We start from the raw sequence: 19,500 nt of genomic DNA, 5'->3' as shown, positions 1-19,500 counted from the left end.
GATGATCCCGTCGCGCCGGGATGTCAAGAGTGCGGGCGGCGGCCGGACGGGGGAGCACGCTTCCTCGCGGCCCCGCAGGTGAGCAGCCGCGAAGGAGCGCGTCTGCAGGACCGCGGGAGAGCGCGACAGGACAGGAGTGGAGCGTTGGCAGGAACCGACCAGAAGCGACCCACCATGGCGGACGTGGCCGCCCGGGCGGGCGTGTCGCGCGCCCTGGTCTCCCTGGTCTTCCGCAACCAGCCGGGCGCCAGCGAGCAGACCCGGCAGCGCGTCCTGAGGGCAGCCGACGAGCTGGGCTACCAGCCGGACAGCGCCGCAAGGCTGCTGGCCCGCGGCCGCAGCCGCACCATCGGCGTACTGCTGACCCTGCACCATCCCTTCCACGCCGACCTGGTGGAGGCGATCTACCCGGAGGCGGAGCGCCTGGCCTACGACGTGCTGCTGTCGGCCCGCGCCCCCGGGCGCGACGAGCGCAGGGCGGCCGAGGCGCTGCTCAGCCACCGCTGCGAGGCGCTGATCCTGCTCGGGCCCGAATCGGACGCCGCCTACCTCGGCGAACTGGCGCGGCGCAGCTCCTCCCTGGTCGTGGTGGGCGCCGATGCGCCGGGCGGCGGCGCGGACAGCGTCCGTACGGCGGAGGGCAAGGGCGTACGCCAGGTCATCGACCACTTCGTCACCCTCGGCCACCGCCGTATCGCCCACATCGACGGCGGCCGGGGCGCCGGTTCCGCGGAGCGCCGCCGCGCCTACCGCGCCGCGATGCGCCGGCACGGCCTGGCGGACGAGATCCGGGTCATCCCCGGCGCGCACACCGAGGAGGCGGGCATCGCGGCCGGGCGGCTGCTGGCCAAGGAGGACGCCCGCCCCACCGCGGTCCTCGCGGCCAACGACCGCTGCGCCGTCGGCCTGCTGCACAGCCTCGCCGGGGCGGGGCTGGAGGTGCCGGGGGACATCTCGGTCGCGGGCTTCGACGACAGCCACCTCTCCCATCTGTCGCACATCGACCTGACCACGGTCCGCCAGGACGCCGCCGCCCAGGCCGCGCACGCGGTGCGTTTCGCGGTGGACCGGCTGGAGGACGCGGAGCAGGAGCCGCGCGAACTGGTGCTGGAACCACGGCTGGTGGTGCGCGGGACGACGGGACCGCCGCCGGGGGCGTGAGGGATGCCCTCCCGCCGGACGGCCAGGCCCCCGCCGGCCTACGGAGGCGGCAGGCCGGGCCGCTGCCGAACTGGTCGGCACCGCCGCGCTGGTCGCGGTCGCCTCGTACATCGGCGCGGCCTACTGGTTCACCTCCTCGACCTCCTTCGCAAACCCGGCGGTGAGCATCGGCCGGGCGTTCACCGACACCTTCGCGGGGTTGGTCCCGGGCTCGCTGCCCGGCTTCATCGCCGCCCGGCTTCTGGGGGCCGTCGTCGGACTGGCGCTGGTGGCAGTCGTTTTCATGCGGGGCAAGACCGGCCCTGAGCGCGAGGCATGACCAACACGACTCGAGCGGCGGCTGTGGTGCGGGTCGGCGGCGGTCAGGCTGGAGTCGCCACCGACCGCCGCCTTCGCAGTCCCGGCCCGTTTCCGAGCCGCGAAGCCGACTGGGGAGACGGCGCGCGAGCGGAGTCATCGGCGTGACCGGCACCTGGTCACGCCCGTTCTCTCCGTCTCAGTACAGCGTGTCGATGACCTGTCGCACCTGAACGGCCACCTTGTCGGGCAGCGGTGCGTAGTGCATGCCCGGAAGGACCTCCTGCCCCTCCTCGCTGGCCGTGTAAGCGAGGAAGGACTTCAACGCGGGAAGCATCTCGGGCTGGTTGCCCCCGTCGCAGACGACCTCGTAGGTGACCAGGACGATCGGGTAGGCGCCCTCGGCCTTCGTCGCGTAGTTGAACTTCAGCGTCAGGTCGTCGTCCTTGCCGACCACTTCGGCGCTGGCGATACCGGCCGACGCCGTTTCAGGGCTGGCCTCCACCGGCTGCGAGGCTCCAGTGTCGATCTTGACGGTGGGGATCTTCAGGCCGGCGGCGAAGGAGAGCTCGAAATAGCCGATCGCTCCCTCGCTGTTGCGCACACTGGTTGCCACCCCGTCGGAGCCGGCCGCCGAATGGCCGCCCTTGCCCTGCCAGTCCTTCTCCTTCGGATACGGCCACTCTTTTGAGGCGGCACCGGAGAGATAGGCGTTGAGGTTCTGCGTCGTACCGGAGTCGTCGGACCGGTGGATCGCCTGAATCGCCAGCTCGGGGAGGTTGACGTCCGGGTTCAGTTTGCGGATCGCGGGATGGGCCCAGTTGGTGATCTCCGAGTCGAAGATCTTCGCAAGGGTCTCGGCGTCGAGGACGAGGTTGTCCACGCCGCGGAGGTTGTAGCCGATGGCGATGGGACCGCCGACCATCGGCAGGTCGATCGCCCGCCCGCCCGGGCAGACGTTCCTCGACCGTTCGACGTCCTGGGGCTTCAGAGCGCTGTCGGTGCCGCTGAAAACTGTTGCCTGCCGCAAGAATTGGGCCACCCCGGCGCCGGAGCCCACCGGGTTGTAAGCGATCTGCACCCCGGGGCACGCCCGCTGGTACTCCTTGATCCAGTGCTCCATCGCGTTCTTCTGTGCCGTCGAACCGGAGCCGGGCAACTTGCCGTCCTCGGCGCAGGCGATCCGAGCCGGGGGCGGCAGGGCGTCGGCACGATCATCGCTGCCCTGGGAGTCGCGGGACTGACCGATCGCGATGATCGCTGCGCCGGTCACCGCGAACGCGGTCGCGGCCACCGCCGCCCCGACGGGAAGGAAACGTCTGCGGCCCTTGTGCCGATGCTGCACTCTGCTCTCCCGGTCTTCTGCGCGGCATGCGGAGGCGCATGCCGAGGCGTCGGCCCGAGGGTTTGGCGGCACCTCTTCGCCAGACATATAGATGATCAGCGATATTCCGGGTGCAAGGGCGAAGTCTGTGCGAACGGTTGGTGTCGTGTCGCCGTCCTTGTGGTGGCGATTGCGGGCCACGACGCGACAGCGTGGAGGGAGCGGCCCGGGCAGATCGACGCACTCCCCGCTCGGCGGGGAGTGCGTGCAAGCCCTCCCCTCCTGCGGTCGGCAGGCACAGCTCGAACTGACCCGCCCGACGTCGGGGCAGATCCCGGCTCCCGGCCCTGAGTCCGCAGCCGGTGCGGTGGGGGTGGTGTCAGGCGCTGTAGTGGCGCAGCAGCTGACCCATCGCGGCCGGCACGGAGGGCTCGACGCGGTAGTACACCCAGGTGCCCCGCCGCTCGGACGTGAGCAGGCCCGCCTCCTTCAGCTTCTTCAGGTGGTGGGAGACGGTGGGCTGGGAGACGCCGACGTCGGAGATGTCGCAGACGCACGCCTCGCCGCCCTCGTGCGCGGCAACGAGAGAGAACAGGCGCAGTCTGACCGGGTCGCCCAGCGCCTTGAACATCGCGGCTGTGCGCACGGCCTCCTCCGCCGTCAGCGGGCGCTCGGTCAGCGGCGGGCAGCACGGCGCCACGGCCTCGGGGGCATCCGTGACCTCGGGCTCCAGCAGCGGCAACGCCTCGGTATTCGGCATGCATCTATGTTGACACATGTCAATTCAAGCTCGTGGTGCGGTGTGCCGGGAGATTGATTCGATGTATGTCTATGTTGACGGTTATCGAAACAGCTGCCTTGCTGTCCGGCGCATGCCATCGACAGGCATCGAAACAACGAGGCGTCGTCGTGACCACGCCCGCCGCCACCGAGCTGCCCGTCGTCGTCATCGGCCGAGCTGTCCCACCCGGAGAAGGAGATCTATCCGGTCGGTATGAAGTCCTACCGCCGCGCCCCGACCTTCCTGGCCATGACGGGCCATGAGCAGGTCCGCTCCGTCGCCGCCGCGCCGGCAGGTGACCAGGAGGCCGCCGAGCGTGTGGAGTTGGCCCTTCCCGAGACGGACGTATGCGGTGGCGCGGGCCTGTTCGACGAGCCCGAAGCCGGCCCGGCCGGTGACAGCGGCTGCTGCGCCACCCCGGCGACTCTCCAGATCGGCGTAGGCATCCCCGTCACTTCCGGTCGCCGACCTGACCACCGCGACGAACGTCGACACCCGCACCGGCGCCCGCACAGACGCCCTCGAGGCCACGGCCGATGCCAGGGGCCGGTCGCGGCCTCGCGCCGTACGCCCCGCGCTGTGCCTGCCCAGTTCTGGCCGTCATCCTCGCGGCCTGCACCCTCTCCGCACTCGCCGGCCGGCCGCTCGTCACTCACCGGGAGCTGCCCGTGAGGGCGTAGCTCGGGCCGGGACCCGTATCGGGTCTCGGGTCGCTGCCGTCAGGGGTCCCCGTACGCCTCGTGATCGGAGCCGGGCAATAGGGGTACATTCAACGCCGCGTTGTGCATGTGCTCTCACTCCGCGTGTCTCCCGGCCGGCCGTCGACGAGTACGTCCGCTCCGCGTTGCCGGCCGAACATGACGGGTCTAGGGTCGAATTGACATGGGCGACGTATGCCTTGCTGCCGCCTCGGGCAGACGGCCGAGGGCACGGGGCAGGCGCAGAAGTCGGCAGCAGCCGCCGTGAAATCTTCTCCGAAAAGGGCAGTGGCATGTCTGCAACGAAGAAAATCCTGGTGATCGTGACCAATGTCGACGAGTACAAGAAGGTCGGCATGCGCACGGGCCTCTGGCTCGGAGAGCTGACCCACTTCTGGGACGTCGCGGAACACGGCGGATTCAGTATGGACATCGCGAGCCCGTCCGGCGGCAAGGTGCCGCTCGACCCGGAGAGCCTGTCCCATGAGGTGCTCGCGGAACTCGGCACCGAGAAGCGCTATGCCGACCGGCAGTACATGGATCTTCTCGAGGACACGATGAAGATCTCGGACGTGGACCTCGATGACTATGACGCCATCTACCTCACCGGCGGCCACGGGGTGATGTTCGACTTCCCGCAGAGCCAGGAGCTGGAAGACCTGATGGCCAGATTCTACGAGACCGGCCGCGTCGTCTCGACGGTCTGCCACGGCGCAACCGGACTGCTGAACGTGGTCCTGAGCAACGGGGAGCCCCTGGTGAAGGGCAAGCGAGTCACCGGTTTCTCCTGGCCCGAGGAGGAGTTGGCGAAGAGGGCGGAGGCGGTGCCCTACAACCTTCAGGAGGAGCTCGGGAAGCTCGGGGCCGAGTACAGCACGGCGTCGAAGCCCTTCGAAACCTATGTGGTCGAGGACGGGCGCCTGATAACCGGTCAGAACCCCGGCAGCGCACGTGCGGTGGCCCAGGCGGTCGTCAAGCGGCTGAGCACTGTCTGAGGGCCGCGGGGCCGTGTCCGGCGGCCCTTACGCCACGGGGCGTACCTGATATGGCGGTCCGACCGCCGGACAGCGGCATGAGCCGCGGCGTCGCATCCACTCGTCGGCGTCGCATCCACTCGTCGGGGTCGCAGGCGGAAGGTGCCGCCGCTGCAGAGCCCCGACGCGTGCACCGCTGCCCGGATCGGGTGGGCGTCGGGCGCCGCCATGAGCATCCCGAGCCCGAACGTGAAGGTCAGCAGGTCCCTCACGGCGATCGTGCGGTGTGCCGGAACCGCAGCGCCCCGCGCTCGTCGCCTCGGGCGCACGGCCGGACGGCGCCGACCGGGCTCGGCGCCCGCGCCCGCCCCTGTTCTCGGACAACGGTCAGCACAGTCACGTCGTGGGCGCTCGGTGACCGGCGCGGGCCCGGTGAGCGGTTCGGCCCGGGCGGCCGCTGCCGGCCGCTGAAGGCCCTCGTGGAACTCGTCGCCGGTGAGGTGGGTGCAACCGCGTGCCTTCGTGGGCGGGCGGCAGCACGGCCTGTGGCGCCGTCGGCACGACAACGGCAACGTGCCGGACGAAGGGACGCACGAGCGGGGGAGTCCAAGCGGAACACCACCGTTGACGCATCAGGGCTGCACCGGAGAGGAGCAGCAGGACGACGGCATCCACTGGGGGCGCCCTGATGTCGCCGCGGAGGGGTTGAGGTCAGTGGGGCGGCGCCAGGCCGGCGGGGCCGGCGCGCACCTGGATCTCGCGGCTGCCGCCCATCGGCGAAGCGGCGTACGACCGGCGGTCCACGAGCCATGGGGTGGACGACCGGGGCGGTCGCCGAAGTGGACCGACCTCCTCCTCAAGGGGGTTGCCCGTTCACCCGGAGAAAATATTGACGGAGGGCTGAACCTCGCGGCCGGATTTCACGTCTGACGAATTGGCGAGAGGAATGCGCAATCAATTGTTCAGTCCTGCACTACTCCTATTCGTGTGAGAGTCTTTGACGCGGCCGGGCAATTTCCCCTAATGTCTCCAACGCCCCTTCCTGCCGGGCGAGTTGGGCTTGGCGTATGCCTGTACGCGTATGCATGTACGCGTACAGGCACGCCCACGTGAATGTGTACGTGCCTGCGTGCGCGTTGCGTGCTCCGGGCCCTTTCATGCCTGTCGGAGCAGATTCCCGCAGAAGTGGAGACAACCCCCCATGCAATTGTCCTTTTCCCGTCGTCGTGTGAGGCGGATAGCCGCCGCCACTCTGGCGTCGAGCGCGGCCGTCACCATGGTCGCGGCAGCCGCTCCCGCGGCTCAGGCCGACGAGGAGCGGAGCACGAAGCCGGGCGCGCGCATCATCGGCGGCACGGACGTGTCCAACGACGCGTACCCCTTCATGGCGGCCTTGCTCACCAAGGGCCCCGGTAACGCCCTCGAGCGCCAGTTCTGCGGTGGCAGCCTGATCAGCCAGGACGTCGTCATGACCGCCGCCCACTGTGTCGTGGGCATGGAGGCGAAGGAACTTCAGATCGTCGTCGGCCGTACGGTGCTGTCCAACGCGCAGCAGGGCCAGATCCGCAACGCCCGGCCGTCGCTGGGGGAGGGCGATCCAGGCGGTATCGTCGTGCACCCCCGCTACACCAGGGGCAACGAGGCCTACGACCTGGCGTTCGTCGAACTCGCCAGACCGGTCACCGGCGTTGCCCCCGTCAAGCTGCCCACCCCGGGCACGGACGCGCTGATCCGCCCCGGCGCGAAGGCCGTGGTGACCGGGTGGGGCAACACCGACACCGACATGCCCCACACCCCCGACCGGCTGCGCAAGGTCAAGGTGCCGTTGGTCTCGCACGACGAGTGCAAGGTCAGCTACAACAGCTACAACTCCAAGGTCAACATCTGCGCCGGGGTCGAGGGGAAGGACTCCTGCCAGGGCGACAGCGGCGGCCCGCTCTTCCGCGAAGTCCCCGGGCGCCGCCAGCCCATCCAGATCGGCATCGTCTCCTACGGTGACGGCTGCGCCGCACAGGGCGCCCCGGGCGTGTACACCTCCCTCAGCTCGTCGAAGCTGTGGAACACGCTGTCCGAGTCTCCCGAGGGCAAGCGGGTGAAGGAGAAGCTCGGCCGCGGCCGCTGACCCGACAGACATCCACGGATCGGGACTTCCGCTCCGCTCCATGCGACGGCCTCGGCCACGGCGCCGCACCTCGCTGCCGTGGCCGAGGCACCGCCCCGGAGAACCGGTGGGTCGCCGGCAGTGGCGGGCCGCTCATCGTTCGGTGGACGGCCGCCCCACCGCGTCCTGGTCGTCGACGGCCGCGAGCACCGCGCCGGCCACCGAGGACACGGACCGACCGCCGCCCGTGTCATCCCTCACCTCCCCGCTCTCCGACAGCTGCCGGAGGTGCAGTCGGCAGTCCATGACTCCCGTTCCGGCCGATCGTGCGGCGAATACAAGCTGCCATTCAGCTCGCCGTCATCACTCGGCCATGGCAGGTCATGAGCGTTCGGTCGTGACAGAACGACCGCTAGGAGAGTGCACATGAGTACGGCTGGGGATCAGAACCGACTGGACAGACGCGCGTTGCTGCAGGCCGCGGTCGTCATACCGGCGGCCGGTGCGGCGGCTGCGGCCTTCGATGCGGCCCCGGCCCGAGCCGCAGAGGCGGCCCGAGGTGGCCGTGGGTTCGACACGGTGAGCCCGCGCTTCGCCCTCGCCGTCCTGCCCGACACGCAGTATCTCTTCGACGCCGACAGCTCCGACCCCGAGCCGCTGCGTGCGACGTTCCGGTATCTCACCGCCGAGCGGGACGAGGCGAACATCGCCTTCATGACGCACCTGGGTGATGTCACCGAGCACGGCACCGAGCAGGAGATCGAGCTCGCCGCCGACACCTTCCGCACCCTCCACGGCACCGTCCCGTACAGCGTCCTGGCGGGCAACCACGACATCCGCTCATCGACGGACGACCAGCGCGGCGACTCCGCCTACCTCCAGGCCTTCGGGCCGAAGCGCTACGCCTCGATGCCGACCTTCCGGGGCGCCTCGCCCGACGGCTACAACAGCTACCACGTACTGCGCGCCGCCGGCCGCGACTGGCTGATCCTTGCCCTCGACTGGCGGGTGTCGGACAAGGGAATGCGATGGGCACAGGGGGTGCTCGACGCGCACCCGACCCTGCCGGCGATCCTGACCACGCACGACATCGCCTGGTCGGACGACGACGGCACGGCGCAGCTTTCGGACAACGGCCGACGTCTGTGGGACGGGCTGATCCGCGGCAACGACCAGATCTTCCTCGCACTGGGCGGCCACTACTGGCCGCCCGGCCGCACCGTCCTGACCAACGACGCCGACAACGATGTCCACGTCCACATCACCAACTATCAGGACCGCTACTACGGCGGCGCCGGCATGATCCGCCTCTACGGCTTCGACCTGGTCCGCAAGGTCATCGACGTGGAGACCTTCTCGCCGTGGTTCCTGGACCGCGCCCCGGAGAAGCGGGCGCCACTGGCGGCGGAGACCATCGAACTGACCGGGCCCACCGACCGGTTCAGCATGAGCATCGACTTCGAGGAGCGCTTCAAGGGCTTCGCGCCGGTCGTGCCCCCGGCACCGCGTCCCGCCTCCGCGGTGATGCCGCGCGGCACGGTCGCGTACTGGCGCTTCGACGCTTCCGGGATCCCCGCGGCGGGAACGCCTGGCGCCCCCGTGGCCGACGGTGCGGTGGCGCGTGACCTGAGCGGCAACGGCAACGATCTGTCCGTGAGCCGCCTGCACTCCAGCGGAGCGGACGCGCTCACCTGGTCGCAGGACCACCACCCCGGCCAGCCTGCACACGCCAGCCTCCGCTTCGACGGAGGCAAGAGCCCGAACCGCGGAGCGGTACTGAGGACCGGTCCCGGCGCCGCCCTCAACAGTGAGAAGTTCCCGCACGGCTACACCATCGAGACCTTCGTCATGCTGCCGGAGCCCTTCGAGGGCGACCACAACTGGATGGGCATCCTGAGCTGGGAGGGGCGCAACGGCGACGCCGGCAAGACCACCGGCTGGTCGCCTCTGGAGCCGACGTGCAGCCTCAATCTGTCGCCGGAGCGGTTCCTCCAGTTCGTCGTCTATCCGCACCGGCAGGACGCCGATCCGACGTCGTGGAGCCATGCCGTGCCGGTCGGCCGCTGGATGCACATAGCCGTCGTCAACGACGGGCGCCGGACGGTCATGTACGTGGACGGCTCGAAGATCGCCCGTAATCCGTCGCAGCCGTCGACCGGCATCGCCACGCTCGGCAAGCCGTTCGTCATCGGCGCCACGCAGTTCGACGAGCGATTCGGGCAGGGCTTCTACGGCTGGATCGGCGACACCCGCATCGTCAACCGCGCCCTGTCGCCGAGGCACTTCCTCACATCCTTCGAGTGAGCTGCCCGGGCTCCGGTGCCGTGACCCGGTGAACGCTGGCCGGGACCTGGGCGCTGTCCCGCTCCGCCATAGGGCGGGGCAGCGCCTGCTCGCCCCCGTTACTGTCTTCGTGGCCCTGAAACGGGGCTCCTGGCCTCCGGGCCCGGCATGACTGTTGCCCCCTGTCGAAACGATGACCCGGGGGGTGGTGTCACCGGGTCCGGGGCACTGTCTGACCGCTGATGAGAGGCCCGACCGTCACCCGCCGAGCGCAACGCCCGGCCGTTGAAGGGTGGCAGGTCTGTGCCGGATCCGGAACAGGGGCCCGTTCCGCCGAGCCCGTCGCTCAGAGGAACTTCACCGCGTGCGGCGGTGCGAAGAGGTGGTGGGCGCGATGCTCGCGAGTGGCTTCTGCCACTCCCGGCCGCGGGCCCGACCCTGACCGTTCGGCCAGGTCGTCCTGGTGTTCCGTGCACCGGGGGCAGGGCGGATCCGGGTCCGGCAGGAGGTCTCGGTGGGCGGATGCGAGATGGCGGGCGAGGCGGATCTGCGCCCCACCGCGCTGTCGAAGGGATCCCAGTCCACTCCGCGTTCCCCGGTGAGCCGAAGCTCGTCCGTGTGACAGCCCGGATCTCCTTCATCGCCGTGCAGAGGCGAACACCGTCGGCACAGGTGAACATGCAGGCCGGGGGCAGCGGCCACTGGCCGGCGGGGCTGATGGCGTCGGCGTCGCTCATGCGCGTCACCGTAGTGGCCGCGCCTGGTGCGGACAGCCGATCGTCCGGACTTGTCGCTTCGGGCGGATGTACTGCCTGTGCGGGGCCGGGCACGGCTCACGACGCGCGCCAGCCGCTCCAGCGCAGGACCGAGACCCCGACCACCGGCCCGACGGGTGGCTCGTCGGCGTACTGCTGGTATTTCGCCCCGAGCAGGTCGATGCAGCGGGCGGCCTCGGGTGACCGGTCCGCTGCCGGGAGCACTCGGGCTTCGCCGTCGGCCCGGACCCACCACAGGCGGTCCCAGTCCTCTTCGTAGTGGTCGATGAGCAGGCAGACCGACGGGTTGGCAGCGATGTTGGCCAGGCGTCTCAGCCGCGTCGTCCGCTTCGGCTTGCGGTCCACTGCCAGCCACACCGTGTCGCCGTCCACGGCGAACACCACCGGCACCAGGTGCGGGCGGGCCGCCGTGTCGGCCGTCGCGAGGTGGGCGACGCGGGCCGCGGCGAACCGCTTCCTTGCCTCGGCGCTTGCCAGAGCCGGCATCGCACCCCTTTCGGGCAGCCAGGGCGGTCAACGCCGTCAAGGCGGAGAGGGCCGTCAACGCGGTCAAGACCGTCGCCGCGTGAGCGCATCGGTTGTCCGACAGCTCAGCGGTACCGGGCCGCGACTTCGCCCGCCGGTGCCCTTGCTCCAGGGTCTCCCGTTCCGCCACCGTCGGCACCTGGAACAGCGGTCGCTACGCCTATGTCGACATCCCGAGTCAACTGCTCGGCCGTAAACGACCGAGCGTGTTGGCTCTGTCGTTTGCGCCTTGTCGCGCTCCCGACTGCCCCCTACGGCAGGGCGGTCACGGGTCGCATCTACCAGCGAAAGGAGGTGTTCAGGTCCTTTGTGGTACGGGTCCGTTGACGAGAACCCACGCCGAGCGTGCACGGTTGCGTACGTTGACCCCGGCGACGTGGTCGGCGGGGCCAGCGAGCCCGCACCGACGACAGGAGAAGGTGTCCCGGGTGGGCAGTGTCCGTGGGCCCCGACGGTGGCATGGCCGTCTCGGCCCGAGCGTGGCGCCGTCGCGGCACGCGGCGAAGTCGGCGCGTGGGCATCGGGATGACCGTGGGCATCCGAGCCGACAGCGAGCCCGTGCGCCGGCACGCATCCACGACGGAGGTCCTGCCCAGTGCGGACCTCCGCTCGCGACAACTGCGCCAGTCGCGTGTGCTTCGTGCGCCCCCGCTGGGGTTCGCGCGGCTTCGTCGGCCATACTCCTCCCCGTGGATCAGGAACAGGCAGGCACACAGACAGGTACCAACATCCGGCCGGTGTCGGCCGCCGGTCTCGATCCGGCGTTCATTCCCGGACTTGTGTCCTCGCGTCCCGAGGTGTCGAGTCGGGCGGACGACACGGCGTCGGAGGAGGGCGGCGCGGCCGTGCCGGTCGATGCGGCGCCGGCCGAGGAGTCCTCCGGCGCGCGGTCGCGGGTGGATCCTGTCGGCGGTGACGACGACGGGCCGGCTTTCGAGGTGTCGGATCGGCGGGGTGCCATCGTGGCCGGCCGCGGGGGTGTCACCTTCCGACTGGACGACGAGGCGGCCGAGTTCGGCTGGGACGAGATCGGTGCGGTGGAGATCGACACCCCGCGGTTCGGGCGGCGGTTCGGTGTCACGGTCTACGTTTCGGACCGGCGCTGGTTCCGGAACGATGTCGAAGCACCGTCCCGAGCGGTCCTGAAGGAATGGGCCGCGGAACTCGACACGGTTCTGGACGCCCGGTTCGACGACTCCGGAACGTAGAGTCCCGGCGGTTCGGCGAGGACCTGCAGAGGCAGAACCCACACCTCCACCGGCGAGAGCGCGGCGAGCACGTGCGAACGGCGACGGCTTCCTAGACGCGAACGGCCCGCTCGGCGTGCTCCCAGAGCCTGTCCGCCGCCTGCGGGTCGAGGGCGTGGGCCGCGACACCGCCGGGCCGGTCCTTGCCGCCCTGGACGACCGGTGCTTCCTGGTTGTCCTCGAAGTAGCGGCCGGTCACGCCGTCCAGCAGCGGTGAGGCGGCGAGCAGCACGGGCGTCGCGGCCCCCTGGTCCGGGCTCTTGTAGTACGGCAGGGGAGTGAGGTTCCCTTCGTCGTCCATCACTCCGAAGGCGCGCATGGTGTCGTTGTCCAGATGGCGCTGGAGGTTGGTGAGGATGAATCCGGGGTTGAGCGCATTGGCCGTGATCCCGTCGGCCGCCCAGCGGCGGGCGACGCCCACGGCGAACAGGACGTCGGCGGTCTTGGACTGTCCGTAGGCCACCCAGGGGTCGTACGCGCGCCGTTCGAAGTGCGGGTCGTCGAAGTCGAAGGGCGCCCAGAGATGCGCGCCCGAGCTGACGGCCACGATGCGGGCCGAGCCCGCCTCACGCAGGGGCGCGTGCAGCGCGGTGGCCAGGGCGAAGTGCCCGAGGTAGTTGGTGGCCAGTTGCATCTCCCAGCCCTGGGCGGTGACGGTCCGGTCAGGAAGCGCCATGATCCCGGCGTTGGCGACGAGGATGTCGAGCGGGCCTCGCCAGGCCCGGGCGAAGGAGTCGACCGACGCGAGGTCCGCCAGGTCGAGTGCGGCGACCCGCACGGGTCCCGCGCCGGGGACGGCGGCGAGTTCCCGGACGAGGGGCTCGGCGATCGCGGGACGACGTGCTGCGACGGTGACCTCGGCTCCGGCGGTGGCCAGGGCCCGGACGGTCTCGGCGCCGATGCCCGAGCCGCCGCCGGTGACCACGGCGCGACGGCCGGTGAGATCCACGCCGTCCATGACCTCGGCAGCGGTGGCGTGGGAGGGGAAGGGAGTGGCCGGGCGAGTGTTCACGGAGTGCCTCTCAGGGCGGGGAATCGTGGTTACTACCCGACCTTATGGTGGTGATCCGGGACGATCTATGATCGATCATCCTGAATACTTCAGCCATTGTCCGATCCGTCGTCGACCGTTCGTAGGCAGGACCCGTGGTCGCGTCGCGGGTTCCCTCGCCCGCCGGCCGAGATCATCGCGCATCTCGAGGTGCCCGGGACCGAGCTCGTGCACGCAGCGATCGAACTCGCTGCCCGGTGACGACGCTGCGGGCGCCGCGGAGGAGCAGGCCATGCGCGGCTGTCCGGGCTTCTTGCGAAGGCGTCATCGTCCCGGGGTGAACGTCCGGGAGGGCAGGCCCGGACGATCGGACAAGAGGAGCGGACGATGGGACATTTCCCGCCGCCGGGGCGTCGACTAGCTTTCCTCGACGGGGTGGGTGCCTGTCATCGATCGTGTCGCCGAGGAGCGGCACGTGTCCCTCCGGCACGTCGGCCCGACCAGGTGACCGCGCCGGCGGCCGCAGCCGAGCGGCGGCGCCGGCCTCGAGCAGGGAGCAGGATGAGGAGAGAGCAGGCACGGTGTTCGCACGACAGTGGAGGGAAGCCTTCCGCGACGCGGCAGGCCAGTTGCGCGCAACCGCCCGCTCGGCGACCGTAGCCACCTCTCGAAAGCCGTCCCGATGACGCTGCCACCCGTGTCCGAGCCCTCTTCGCGGTCCACTTCCGCCGCGCGGCGGCAGGTGTCCGAGGGTGCGTTCCAGGGTGGCAAGGCGTGTCGCTCCCGACTCGAGGGCGGCACACGGGCGGCACGGCGCGGGCAGCGCCGACCGGAGGTCGGTCGATGGATCCGCTGACCGACGTGCTGGGCCTGCTCGATCTGCGCACCGCCCAGTTCGCGCGGCTCGAGGCGGAGGAGCCGTGGGCCGTCGGCTTCTCGGGCTACCGGCACATCAAGTTCGGCGCCGTGCTGCAGGGCACGTGCCGGGTCGTGGTGGCCGGGCTCCCGGAGCCGGTGACGCTCGCCGAGGGCGACTGCTACCTGATCGGCCACGGCCGGGCCTACGAACTGTCCGGCGGCCGTGCGGTGCCGGCGGTGCCGAGCACCACCGTTTTCGCTCAGTACACCGAGGGATCCACCGTCAGGATCGGCGCGGCCCGCGACGCGGTCGTGGTGGGCTGCGGATTCGACCTCGACGAGGCCAACGCCGCGGTGCTCGTCGACGTCCTTCCGCCGCTCGTCCACGTCGGCGCCGGAGCCAGCACTGCCGACGCCATCCGGGCGGCGCTCGAAATGCTCCGTGCGGAGACCGACGCACCCGGGCTTGGCACCCCGTTCGTCACGGAGCGGCTGGCGCACGTCCTGCTGGTCCATCTGCTCCGGGCCCATGTCGAGGAACGCGGCGCCGCCGGCGGTGTCTGGCTCACCGCTCTCGCCGACCGCCGGATCGGGGCCGCGCTGGCGGCCATGCACGACATGCCGGCGCACCGCTGGACCGTCGCGGAGCTGGCTGCGAAGGCCGGAATGTCGAGGTCCCAGTTCGCCGCCAGGTTCACGGAGAGCGTCGGCGTGCCGCCCCTGGAGTACCTCCTCGGCTGGCGCATCCGCTCCGCGGCACGGGATCTGAGGACCGGGGACCGCACCGTCGCGGCGATCGCGGCACGCTGGGGCTATGGCTCCGAGAGCTCCTTCAGCCACGCCTTCAAGCGCGTCATGGGCTCTTCGCCGGGGCGCTACAGGGAGACCCTGAGAGACCGTGGCGACCACCGCGGCGCGCACCGCGGCGAGGAGTGATCGGCGTCGACGCTCGTGCTCGCGTGCGCGATCCGCGGCGAACGTACGAACGACCTTTCCGGTACCGCGCCGTCCTTTACGGGCTGTCCCCGTTCACGGGAACGACAAGGGCCACGGTGCCCCGCATGTCGAGCCAGACCGCGTCTCTGCTGCGGACCAAGCGCAGCACCACGTGATCACATCCCTGGCAGCGCGCCACCAGGCCGGGAGCATGTGTGTACACGTGCAGCCCGGCGACCGGTCCCGTGTGGCCGCACTGCGTGCAGCGGCTGGTGGCGGCGGTCAGGTCGGCCGCGAAGACCTCGGAGAACGGCCCTGCCAGGGCATTGCCGTCCATGTACGCGTACTCGGCGGGGGAGCTGTCTGCCGGAGTCGTCATGTCATCCTCCACTGGGGCCGAACCGCTCCGTCCTGATGCGCTCGGGAGCGTGGCCGAGGAGCACCAGGTGTGCGGCGGTCTTCTCGACGAACCCGGTGGGTCCGCAGACGTAGCAGGACGGTTCGAAGTCCGGCGGCCATCCGTCGCGCACCAGATCCTCGGGAGTCACCCGGCCCGCCGGGCGTGGCCAGTTGTCGGGCGGCGTGCGCGTGTAGACGTACGACATGTCCAGCCCCGGCGAGCCCTCGCGCAGTTCGGTTCCGTAAAGTCGGTCCTCCGGCCCCCTCGCCGAGTAGATCAGCCTGAACGGGACGCGACTGCCCGCCGCGCCCCGGGTCCGGATCATGGACATCAGCGGTACGAGTCCCGAGCCGCCGGCCACGAGCAGGACCGGTTCCGTCTGCTCGGGGCGCCATACGAAATAGCCGCCGACGGGGCCGCGGAGCTCCAGGAGGTCCCCGGTCTGGACGTCGTCCACGAGGTACGGCGACACCTCGCCGTCCGCCAGGCGCTGCACGGTCAGCTCGATCCGCTCGCCGTCCGGTGCGGACGCGACCGAGTAGCTGCGATGCGCCCGGTACCCGTCCTCCGCCGTCAGACGGATGTCGAGGTGCTGGCCCGCCAGGTGACCTGGCCAGTCGGGCACGTTCAGGACGACCGTCGTTGCCGTCGCCGACTCCGCACGCCGGTCCACGACCTCGCCGGTCCGCCAGCGCAGACGATCGCCTAGTCGCCCTGGTGCCGCTGCTCGCGCCATGGGTCTCCGTAGTCGTGGTAGCCGGCGGTCTCCCAGAACCCCGGTTCGTCGTCCGGGCGAAGCTCGATGCCGCGCACCCACTTGGCGGACTTCCACAGGTACAGGTGCGGGACGAGGAGCCGGGCCGGGCCGCCGTGCTCGGGAGTCAGGTCCTCGCCGTCGTAGCGGTGGACGATCCAGGCCTGTCCGTCGAGGAGGTCCTCCAGCGGCAGATTGGTGGTGTACCCGCCGTAGGAGTGGACGAGCGCGAACTCCGCCGCCGTCTCCACGTCCTCCATCAGCACGTCCAGGGACACGCCTTGCCACTCCGTGCCGAACTTGGACCACCTGGTCACGCAGTGCAGGTCGACCGTGGGTGTCTCCGCGGGCAGTGCCATGAACGCCGCCCAGTCCCAGGTGTGCCGGGCGCCGCCCTCGGTGGTGACGGTGAGCTCCCAGTCCTCCCGGGAGACGAGCGGAGTAGGGCCTGCCGAGAGGACCGGGAAGTCGAAGGTCTCGAACTGGCCGGGCGGCAGCTTCCGGTCGTCGGCGGGCCGTCGGCCGTGGAAGCCTCGCGAGATGATGGGCATGCGTGCCGTCCCCTTTCGTGGGCGTGGGCATGCTCCGAGGACGGGACGCATGGTGCCGTCCGGACCTCTGTTTCCAGAATGCCCACATTGCGGGCATTTGGTCCACCGGGGGCCGCCATTCCCTGCCGCCTCGTCCAGTCCCATCGTGAGGCGCGACGATTCCCGTCCCGTCAGGGGTGTGACTCCCGGTCGGGTGGCGTTGCGTTCCGTGACGGGTGTCCGAGGGGATGGATGGCCGGCCGCCGCGGCCGGCCGGGGGAGCCGGGCCTCCTCGGGAAGTATTTTTAAGTTAATTAGCAATTAATGTTGACAGGTTTCGGGCGCCCGGACACAGTTTCCGCCGTGGCACCGCCGCCCGGCGCGATCTCGGGCGGGGTTGCCTCGTGGACCCCAACTCTTGGGAGATTTCGGTGGCTTCGCATCGTGCAGTGATGGCGTGTGCGGCGTACCGCGGTGGTGCTCGGCGCTGTGGTACTGGTCGGGTCGGCAGTTCCCGCGGCACACGCCGCGGACGACCAGGGTGCGCCGCAGTACTGCGACAGCGGCCTCGCCGCCACGCCGTACATGGGATGGAACACGTACTACGGGCTCGGTGCCCCGACGGAGGATCAGGTCAGGGGCGCTGCGGACCACTTGGTCCGGAGCGGGCCGAGGGACAGCGGCTACGACGTCGTCCGGCTGGACGGTGGCCGGCAGGCGGACAGTCCGTGCGATGCCGCGACAGGGCGGCTCGTGGCCAACCCGACGCGCTTCCCGTCCGGGATTCCGGCGCTGGTGACCTACCTTCACCGGCGCGGCCTCAAGGCCGGTATCCACACCGACGCCGGCACCTACGACGGCGGCAAGTGGTGCGGGCCGGGCAGCCGCGCCACTACGAGGAGGACGCCCGCCAGTTCGCCGACTGGAAGATCGACGCGATCAAGGTGGACTTCCTCTGCGGGATCGGTGAGAAGCTCGATCCCGGCCCGGCGTTCCAGGAGTTCAGTGACGCCGTCGCCAAGTCGGGGCGGAAGATGCTGCTCAACCTGTGCAACCCGCTCACCGGCGACCGGGGTCTGCCGCACACCCCGGAGCAGGACGCGCACAACGCCTACGTGTACGGGCCGACCACCGCCGACTCCTGGCGCACCGGCACGGACATCGCCTGGGGCACCCCGACCGCGGGGGAGTGGCCCAACGTCCTGCGCAACATGGACGCCAACGCTGCCGGCTGGACCAAGAACACCGGTTTCGTCGGCGGTGTCTTCGACGGCGCGCTCGGTGCCGTCGCCGCGGCGGACGGCGGCGTGCCGGCCGCCTTCCGCGGGGTGGGCGGTCGCGTCCACCAGGCCGCGCTCTGAGCTCCGCTCACCCTGCTCCACCAGCTCCAATCGCTTCACCCCGGGTGCCTCCGGGCCTGGTACGGCCCGAAGGCACATCCTCCGAGAAATAAATTACTAATTAATCTTGACGGTGCCGAGACCTCTGCGACAGGCTGTGCCTGCCGCACCCAGAGCCGGGCCGTCAGGGGACCTCAGCTCCGTTTCAACGGGCACAAGGGAGTGCACAGATGACCGCCTTCAACGCCACCCGCCGCAGATTCCTCGTAGGAACAGGCGCAGTCGGCGCCGGCGCGCTGCTCAGCAGCTGCGTCACCCAGAGCCCGTCCGCCACAGGAGGAGAGTCCGGCGGCCCGGTGACCTTGCAGTCCAACCTCTCCTCCCCGCAGGCCAAGAGCGCGATAGAGGCCGTCGTCGCCGCCTTCGACAAGCGCGGGGACACCAGGGCGAAGCTCAACACCGTCGCGTCGGAGACCTTCCGCACCCAGCTGCCGACCTACCTCACCTCGGCCAACCCGCCGGACGCCTACACCTGGTACCCCGGCTCCGTCGCCGAGTCGTACGCGAAGAAGGACCTGCTCCTCGACCTCGACGACATCTGGGAGAAGCCCGAGCTCGCCGGCTACTCCGACGCGCTGAAGAGGCTGTGCACCTCCGCCTCCAGCGGGACGAAGGTCTTCGTGCCCACCAGCTACTACTGGTGGGGCATGTTCTACCGGAAGTCCAACTTCGCCAAGTGGGGCGTTCAGGAGCCGAAGACCTGGGACGAGTTCCTCGACCTGTGCGACAAGCTCAAGAGCAAGGGCGTCGCCCCGATCGGCCTCGGCGCCGGCGGCGACACCCCGTGGGTCGCCTCCGCCTGGTTCGACTACCTCAACATCCGCGTGAACGGCGCCACGTACCATCGCGAACTCCTCGCCGGCAAGCACCGCTTCGACGACCCGGAGGTCCGCAGGGTCTTCGACCGCTGGGACGAGGCGCGCCCGTTCTTCGACCCGAACGGCACGGCGATCCCCTTCCAGGACGCCACCACCGCCCTCCTCCAGGGCCGTACGGGCATGATGCTGATCGGCACCTTCTTCGCCGACGCGGCCCCGAAGGACGCCCTGGGCGACCTGGACTTCTTCCAGTTCCCCATCATCGACGCGAAGGTCCCGGTCGCCGAGGAGGCGCCCACCGACGGCTTCTTCGCCAGCGCCCGCACGAAGCGCGCCGACGGTGTCAAGGAACTGCTGCGCTACCTGGCCACCGCCGAGTCGCAGGAGCTCTACCTCAAGAGCGGCTCGGGCACCACGCTGCCCACCCACCCCGACGCCAAGGACTCGGGCACCCCGCTGGTGCTCAAGGGCCGGAAGCTCATCGAGGGCGCCGCCGACCTCACCCAGTTCTTCAACCGCGACTCCAGCGACGCCCTCCAGCCGACCGCGGACACCGCGCTCGTGCACTACCTGGCCAAGCCCAAGGAGATCGGCTCCATCCTCACCACGTGGCAGCGCAGCGCACAGAAGATCTGGAGCCAGTGAC

15 protein-coding genes and 3 pseudogenes are annotated in these 19,500 nt (G+C 70.2%); 11 read left to right on the top strand and 7 right to left on the bottom strand.

What is annotated here, in order from left to right; translation table 11 throughout:
* Window positions 1-174 precede the first annotated feature (174 nt).
* Window positions 175-1,161, top strand: a complete 987-nt coding sequence (locus ABT078_RS13805; protein WP_351227446.1) for a LacI family DNA-binding transcriptional regulator — start codon at window positions 175-177, stop codon at window positions 1,159-1,161.
* A gap of 85 nt (window positions 1,162-1,246) precedes the next feature.
* A pseudogene (locus ABT078_RS13800) lies at window positions 1,247-1,480 on the top strand (aquaporin family protein); the annotation flags it as partial.
* Window positions 1,481-1,657: 177 nt separating this feature from the next.
* On the opposite strand, the gene pstS reads toward ABT078_RS13800, so the two are convergent.
* Together pstS and ABT078_RS13790 are read right to left on the bottom strand one after the other, a co-directional pair.
* Complete coding sequence (gene pstS / locus ABT078_RS13795) at window positions 1,658-2,803, bottom strand: phosphate ABC transporter substrate-binding protein PstS (RefSeq protein ID WP_351227184.1); 1,146 nt, start codon at window positions 2,801-2,803, stop codon at window positions 1,658-1,660.
* 358 nt (window positions 2,804-3,161) lie between these two features.
* Window positions 3,162-3,542, bottom strand: coding sequence for an ArsR/SmtB family transcription factor (locus ABT078_RS13790; RefSeq protein ID WP_351227182.1), 381 nt, complete (start codon window positions 3,540-3,542; stop codon window positions 3,162-3,164).
* Between the two features lie 195 nt (window positions 3,543-3,737).
* Between ABT078_RS13790 and ABT078_RS13785 the strand changes: the two are divergent.
* From ABT078_RS13785 to ABT078_RS13770, 4 genes and pseudogenes are all read left to right on the top strand, one after another.
* A pseudogene (locus ABT078_RS13785) lies at window positions 3,738-4,025 on the top strand (flavoprotein); the annotation flags it as partial.
* Window positions 4,026-4,554: 529 nt separating this feature from the next.
* Entirely contained in the window at window positions 4,555-5,256 is a 702-nt protein-coding gene (locus ABT078_RS13780; RefSeq protein WP_351227180.1) for a type 1 glutamine amidotransferase domain-containing protein, read from the top strand.
* 1,207 nt (window positions 5,257-6,463) lie between these two features.
* On the top strand, window positions 6,464-7,357 hold the full coding sequence (locus tag ABT078_RS13775; RefSeq protein ID WP_351227178.1) for a S1 family peptidase: 894 nt from the start codon (window positions 6,464-6,466) through the stop codon (window positions 7,355-7,357).
* Between the two features lie 405 nt (window positions 7,358-7,762).
* Window positions 7,763-9,640, top strand: coding sequence for a LamG-like jellyroll fold domain-containing protein (locus tag ABT078_RS13770; protein WP_351227176.1), 1,878 nt, complete (start codon window positions 7,763-7,765; stop codon window positions 9,638-9,640).
* A gap of 812 nt (window positions 9,641-10,452) precedes the next feature.
* Here the strand turns inward: ABT078_RS13770 and ABT078_RS13765 are convergent.
* Window positions 10,453-10,881: a TIGR03668 family PPOX class F420-dependent oxidoreductase gene (locus tag ABT078_RS13765; protein ID WP_351227174.1), complete on the bottom strand. Its 429-nt coding sequence runs from the start codon at window positions 10,879-10,881 to the stop codon at window positions 10,453-10,455.
* Between the two features lie 728 nt (window positions 10,882-11,609).
* Here ABT078_RS13765 and ABT078_RS13760 point away from each other — a divergent pair.
* Window positions 11,610-12,128: a hypothetical protein gene (locus tag ABT078_RS13760; RefSeq protein WP_351227172.1), complete on the top strand. Its 519-nt coding sequence runs from the start codon at window positions 11,610-11,612 to the stop codon at window positions 12,126-12,128.
* Between the two features lie 91 nt (window positions 12,129-12,219).
* On the opposite strand, the gene ABT078_RS13755 is transcribed toward ABT078_RS13760, so the two are convergent.
* A complete protein-coding gene (locus ABT078_RS13755) occupies window positions 12,220-13,125 on the bottom strand; it encodes an SDR family NAD(P)-dependent oxidoreductase (RefSeq protein ID WP_351227444.1) in 906 nt (301 codons plus the stop codon).
* 876 nt (window positions 13,126-14,001) lie between these two features.
* Between ABT078_RS13755 and ABT078_RS13750 the strand changes: the two genes are divergently transcribed.
* Window positions 14,002-14,952 (top strand): AraC family transcriptional regulator, encoded by a 951-nt coding sequence (locus ABT078_RS13750; protein WP_351227170.1) that lies wholly within the window; start codon window positions 14,002-14,004, stop codon window positions 14,950-14,952.
* Between the two features lie 76 nt (window positions 14,953-15,028).
* On the opposite strand, the gene ABT078_RS13745 is transcribed toward ABT078_RS13750, so the two are convergent.
* From ABT078_RS13745 to ABT078_RS13735, 3 genes are read right to left on the bottom strand one after another with little or no spacing between them, the layout of a single operon-like run.
* A complete protein-coding gene (locus tag ABT078_RS13745; RefSeq protein WP_351227168.1) occupies window positions 15,029-15,331 on the bottom strand; it encodes a DUF6510 family protein in 303 nt (100 codons plus the stop codon).
* 1 nt (window position 15,332) lies between these two features.
* Entirely contained in the window at window positions 15,333-16,088 is a 756-nt protein-coding gene (locus ABT078_RS13740) for a ferredoxin reductase (protein WP_351227166.1), read from the bottom strand.
* On the bottom strand, window positions 16,058-16,657 hold the full coding sequence (locus ABT078_RS13735) for a molybdopterin-dependent oxidoreductase (protein ID WP_351227164.1): 600 nt from the start codon (window positions 16,655-16,657) through the stop codon (window positions 16,058-16,060). The genes ABT078_RS13740 and ABT078_RS13735 overlap by 31 nt, the downstream gene beginning before the upstream one ends.
* 564 nt (window positions 16,658-17,221) lie before the next feature.
* Between ABT078_RS13735 and ABT078_RS42670 the strand changes: the two are divergent.
* The 3 genes and pseudogenes from ABT078_RS42670 to ABT078_RS13725 form a co-directional block, all read left to right on the top strand.
* Window positions 17,222-17,446 (top strand): annotated as a pseudogene (locus ABT078_RS42670) (glycoside hydrolase family 27 protein); the annotation flags it as partial.
* Window positions 17,447-17,502: 56 nt separating this feature from the next.
* Window positions 17,503-17,997 (top strand): alpha-amylase family protein, encoded by a 495-nt coding sequence (locus ABT078_RS42665; protein ID WP_502981213.1) that lies wholly within the window; start codon window positions 17,503-17,505, stop codon window positions 17,995-17,997.
* Window positions 17,998-18,206: 209 nt separating this feature from the next.
* On the top strand, window positions 18,207-19,499 hold the full coding sequence (locus tag ABT078_RS13725) for an ABC transporter substrate-binding protein (protein WP_351227162.1): 1,293 nt from the start codon (window positions 18,207-18,209) through the stop codon (window positions 19,497-19,499).
* Window position 19,500 lies beyond the last annotated feature (1 nt).

Source organism: Streptomyces sp. NPDC002133, from assembly GCF_040296405.1.
Lineage (GTDB): Bacteria > Actinomycetota > Actinomycetes > Streptomycetales > Streptomycetaceae > Streptomyces.
This window is presented reverse-complemented; position numbering and strand designations above follow the sequence as displayed.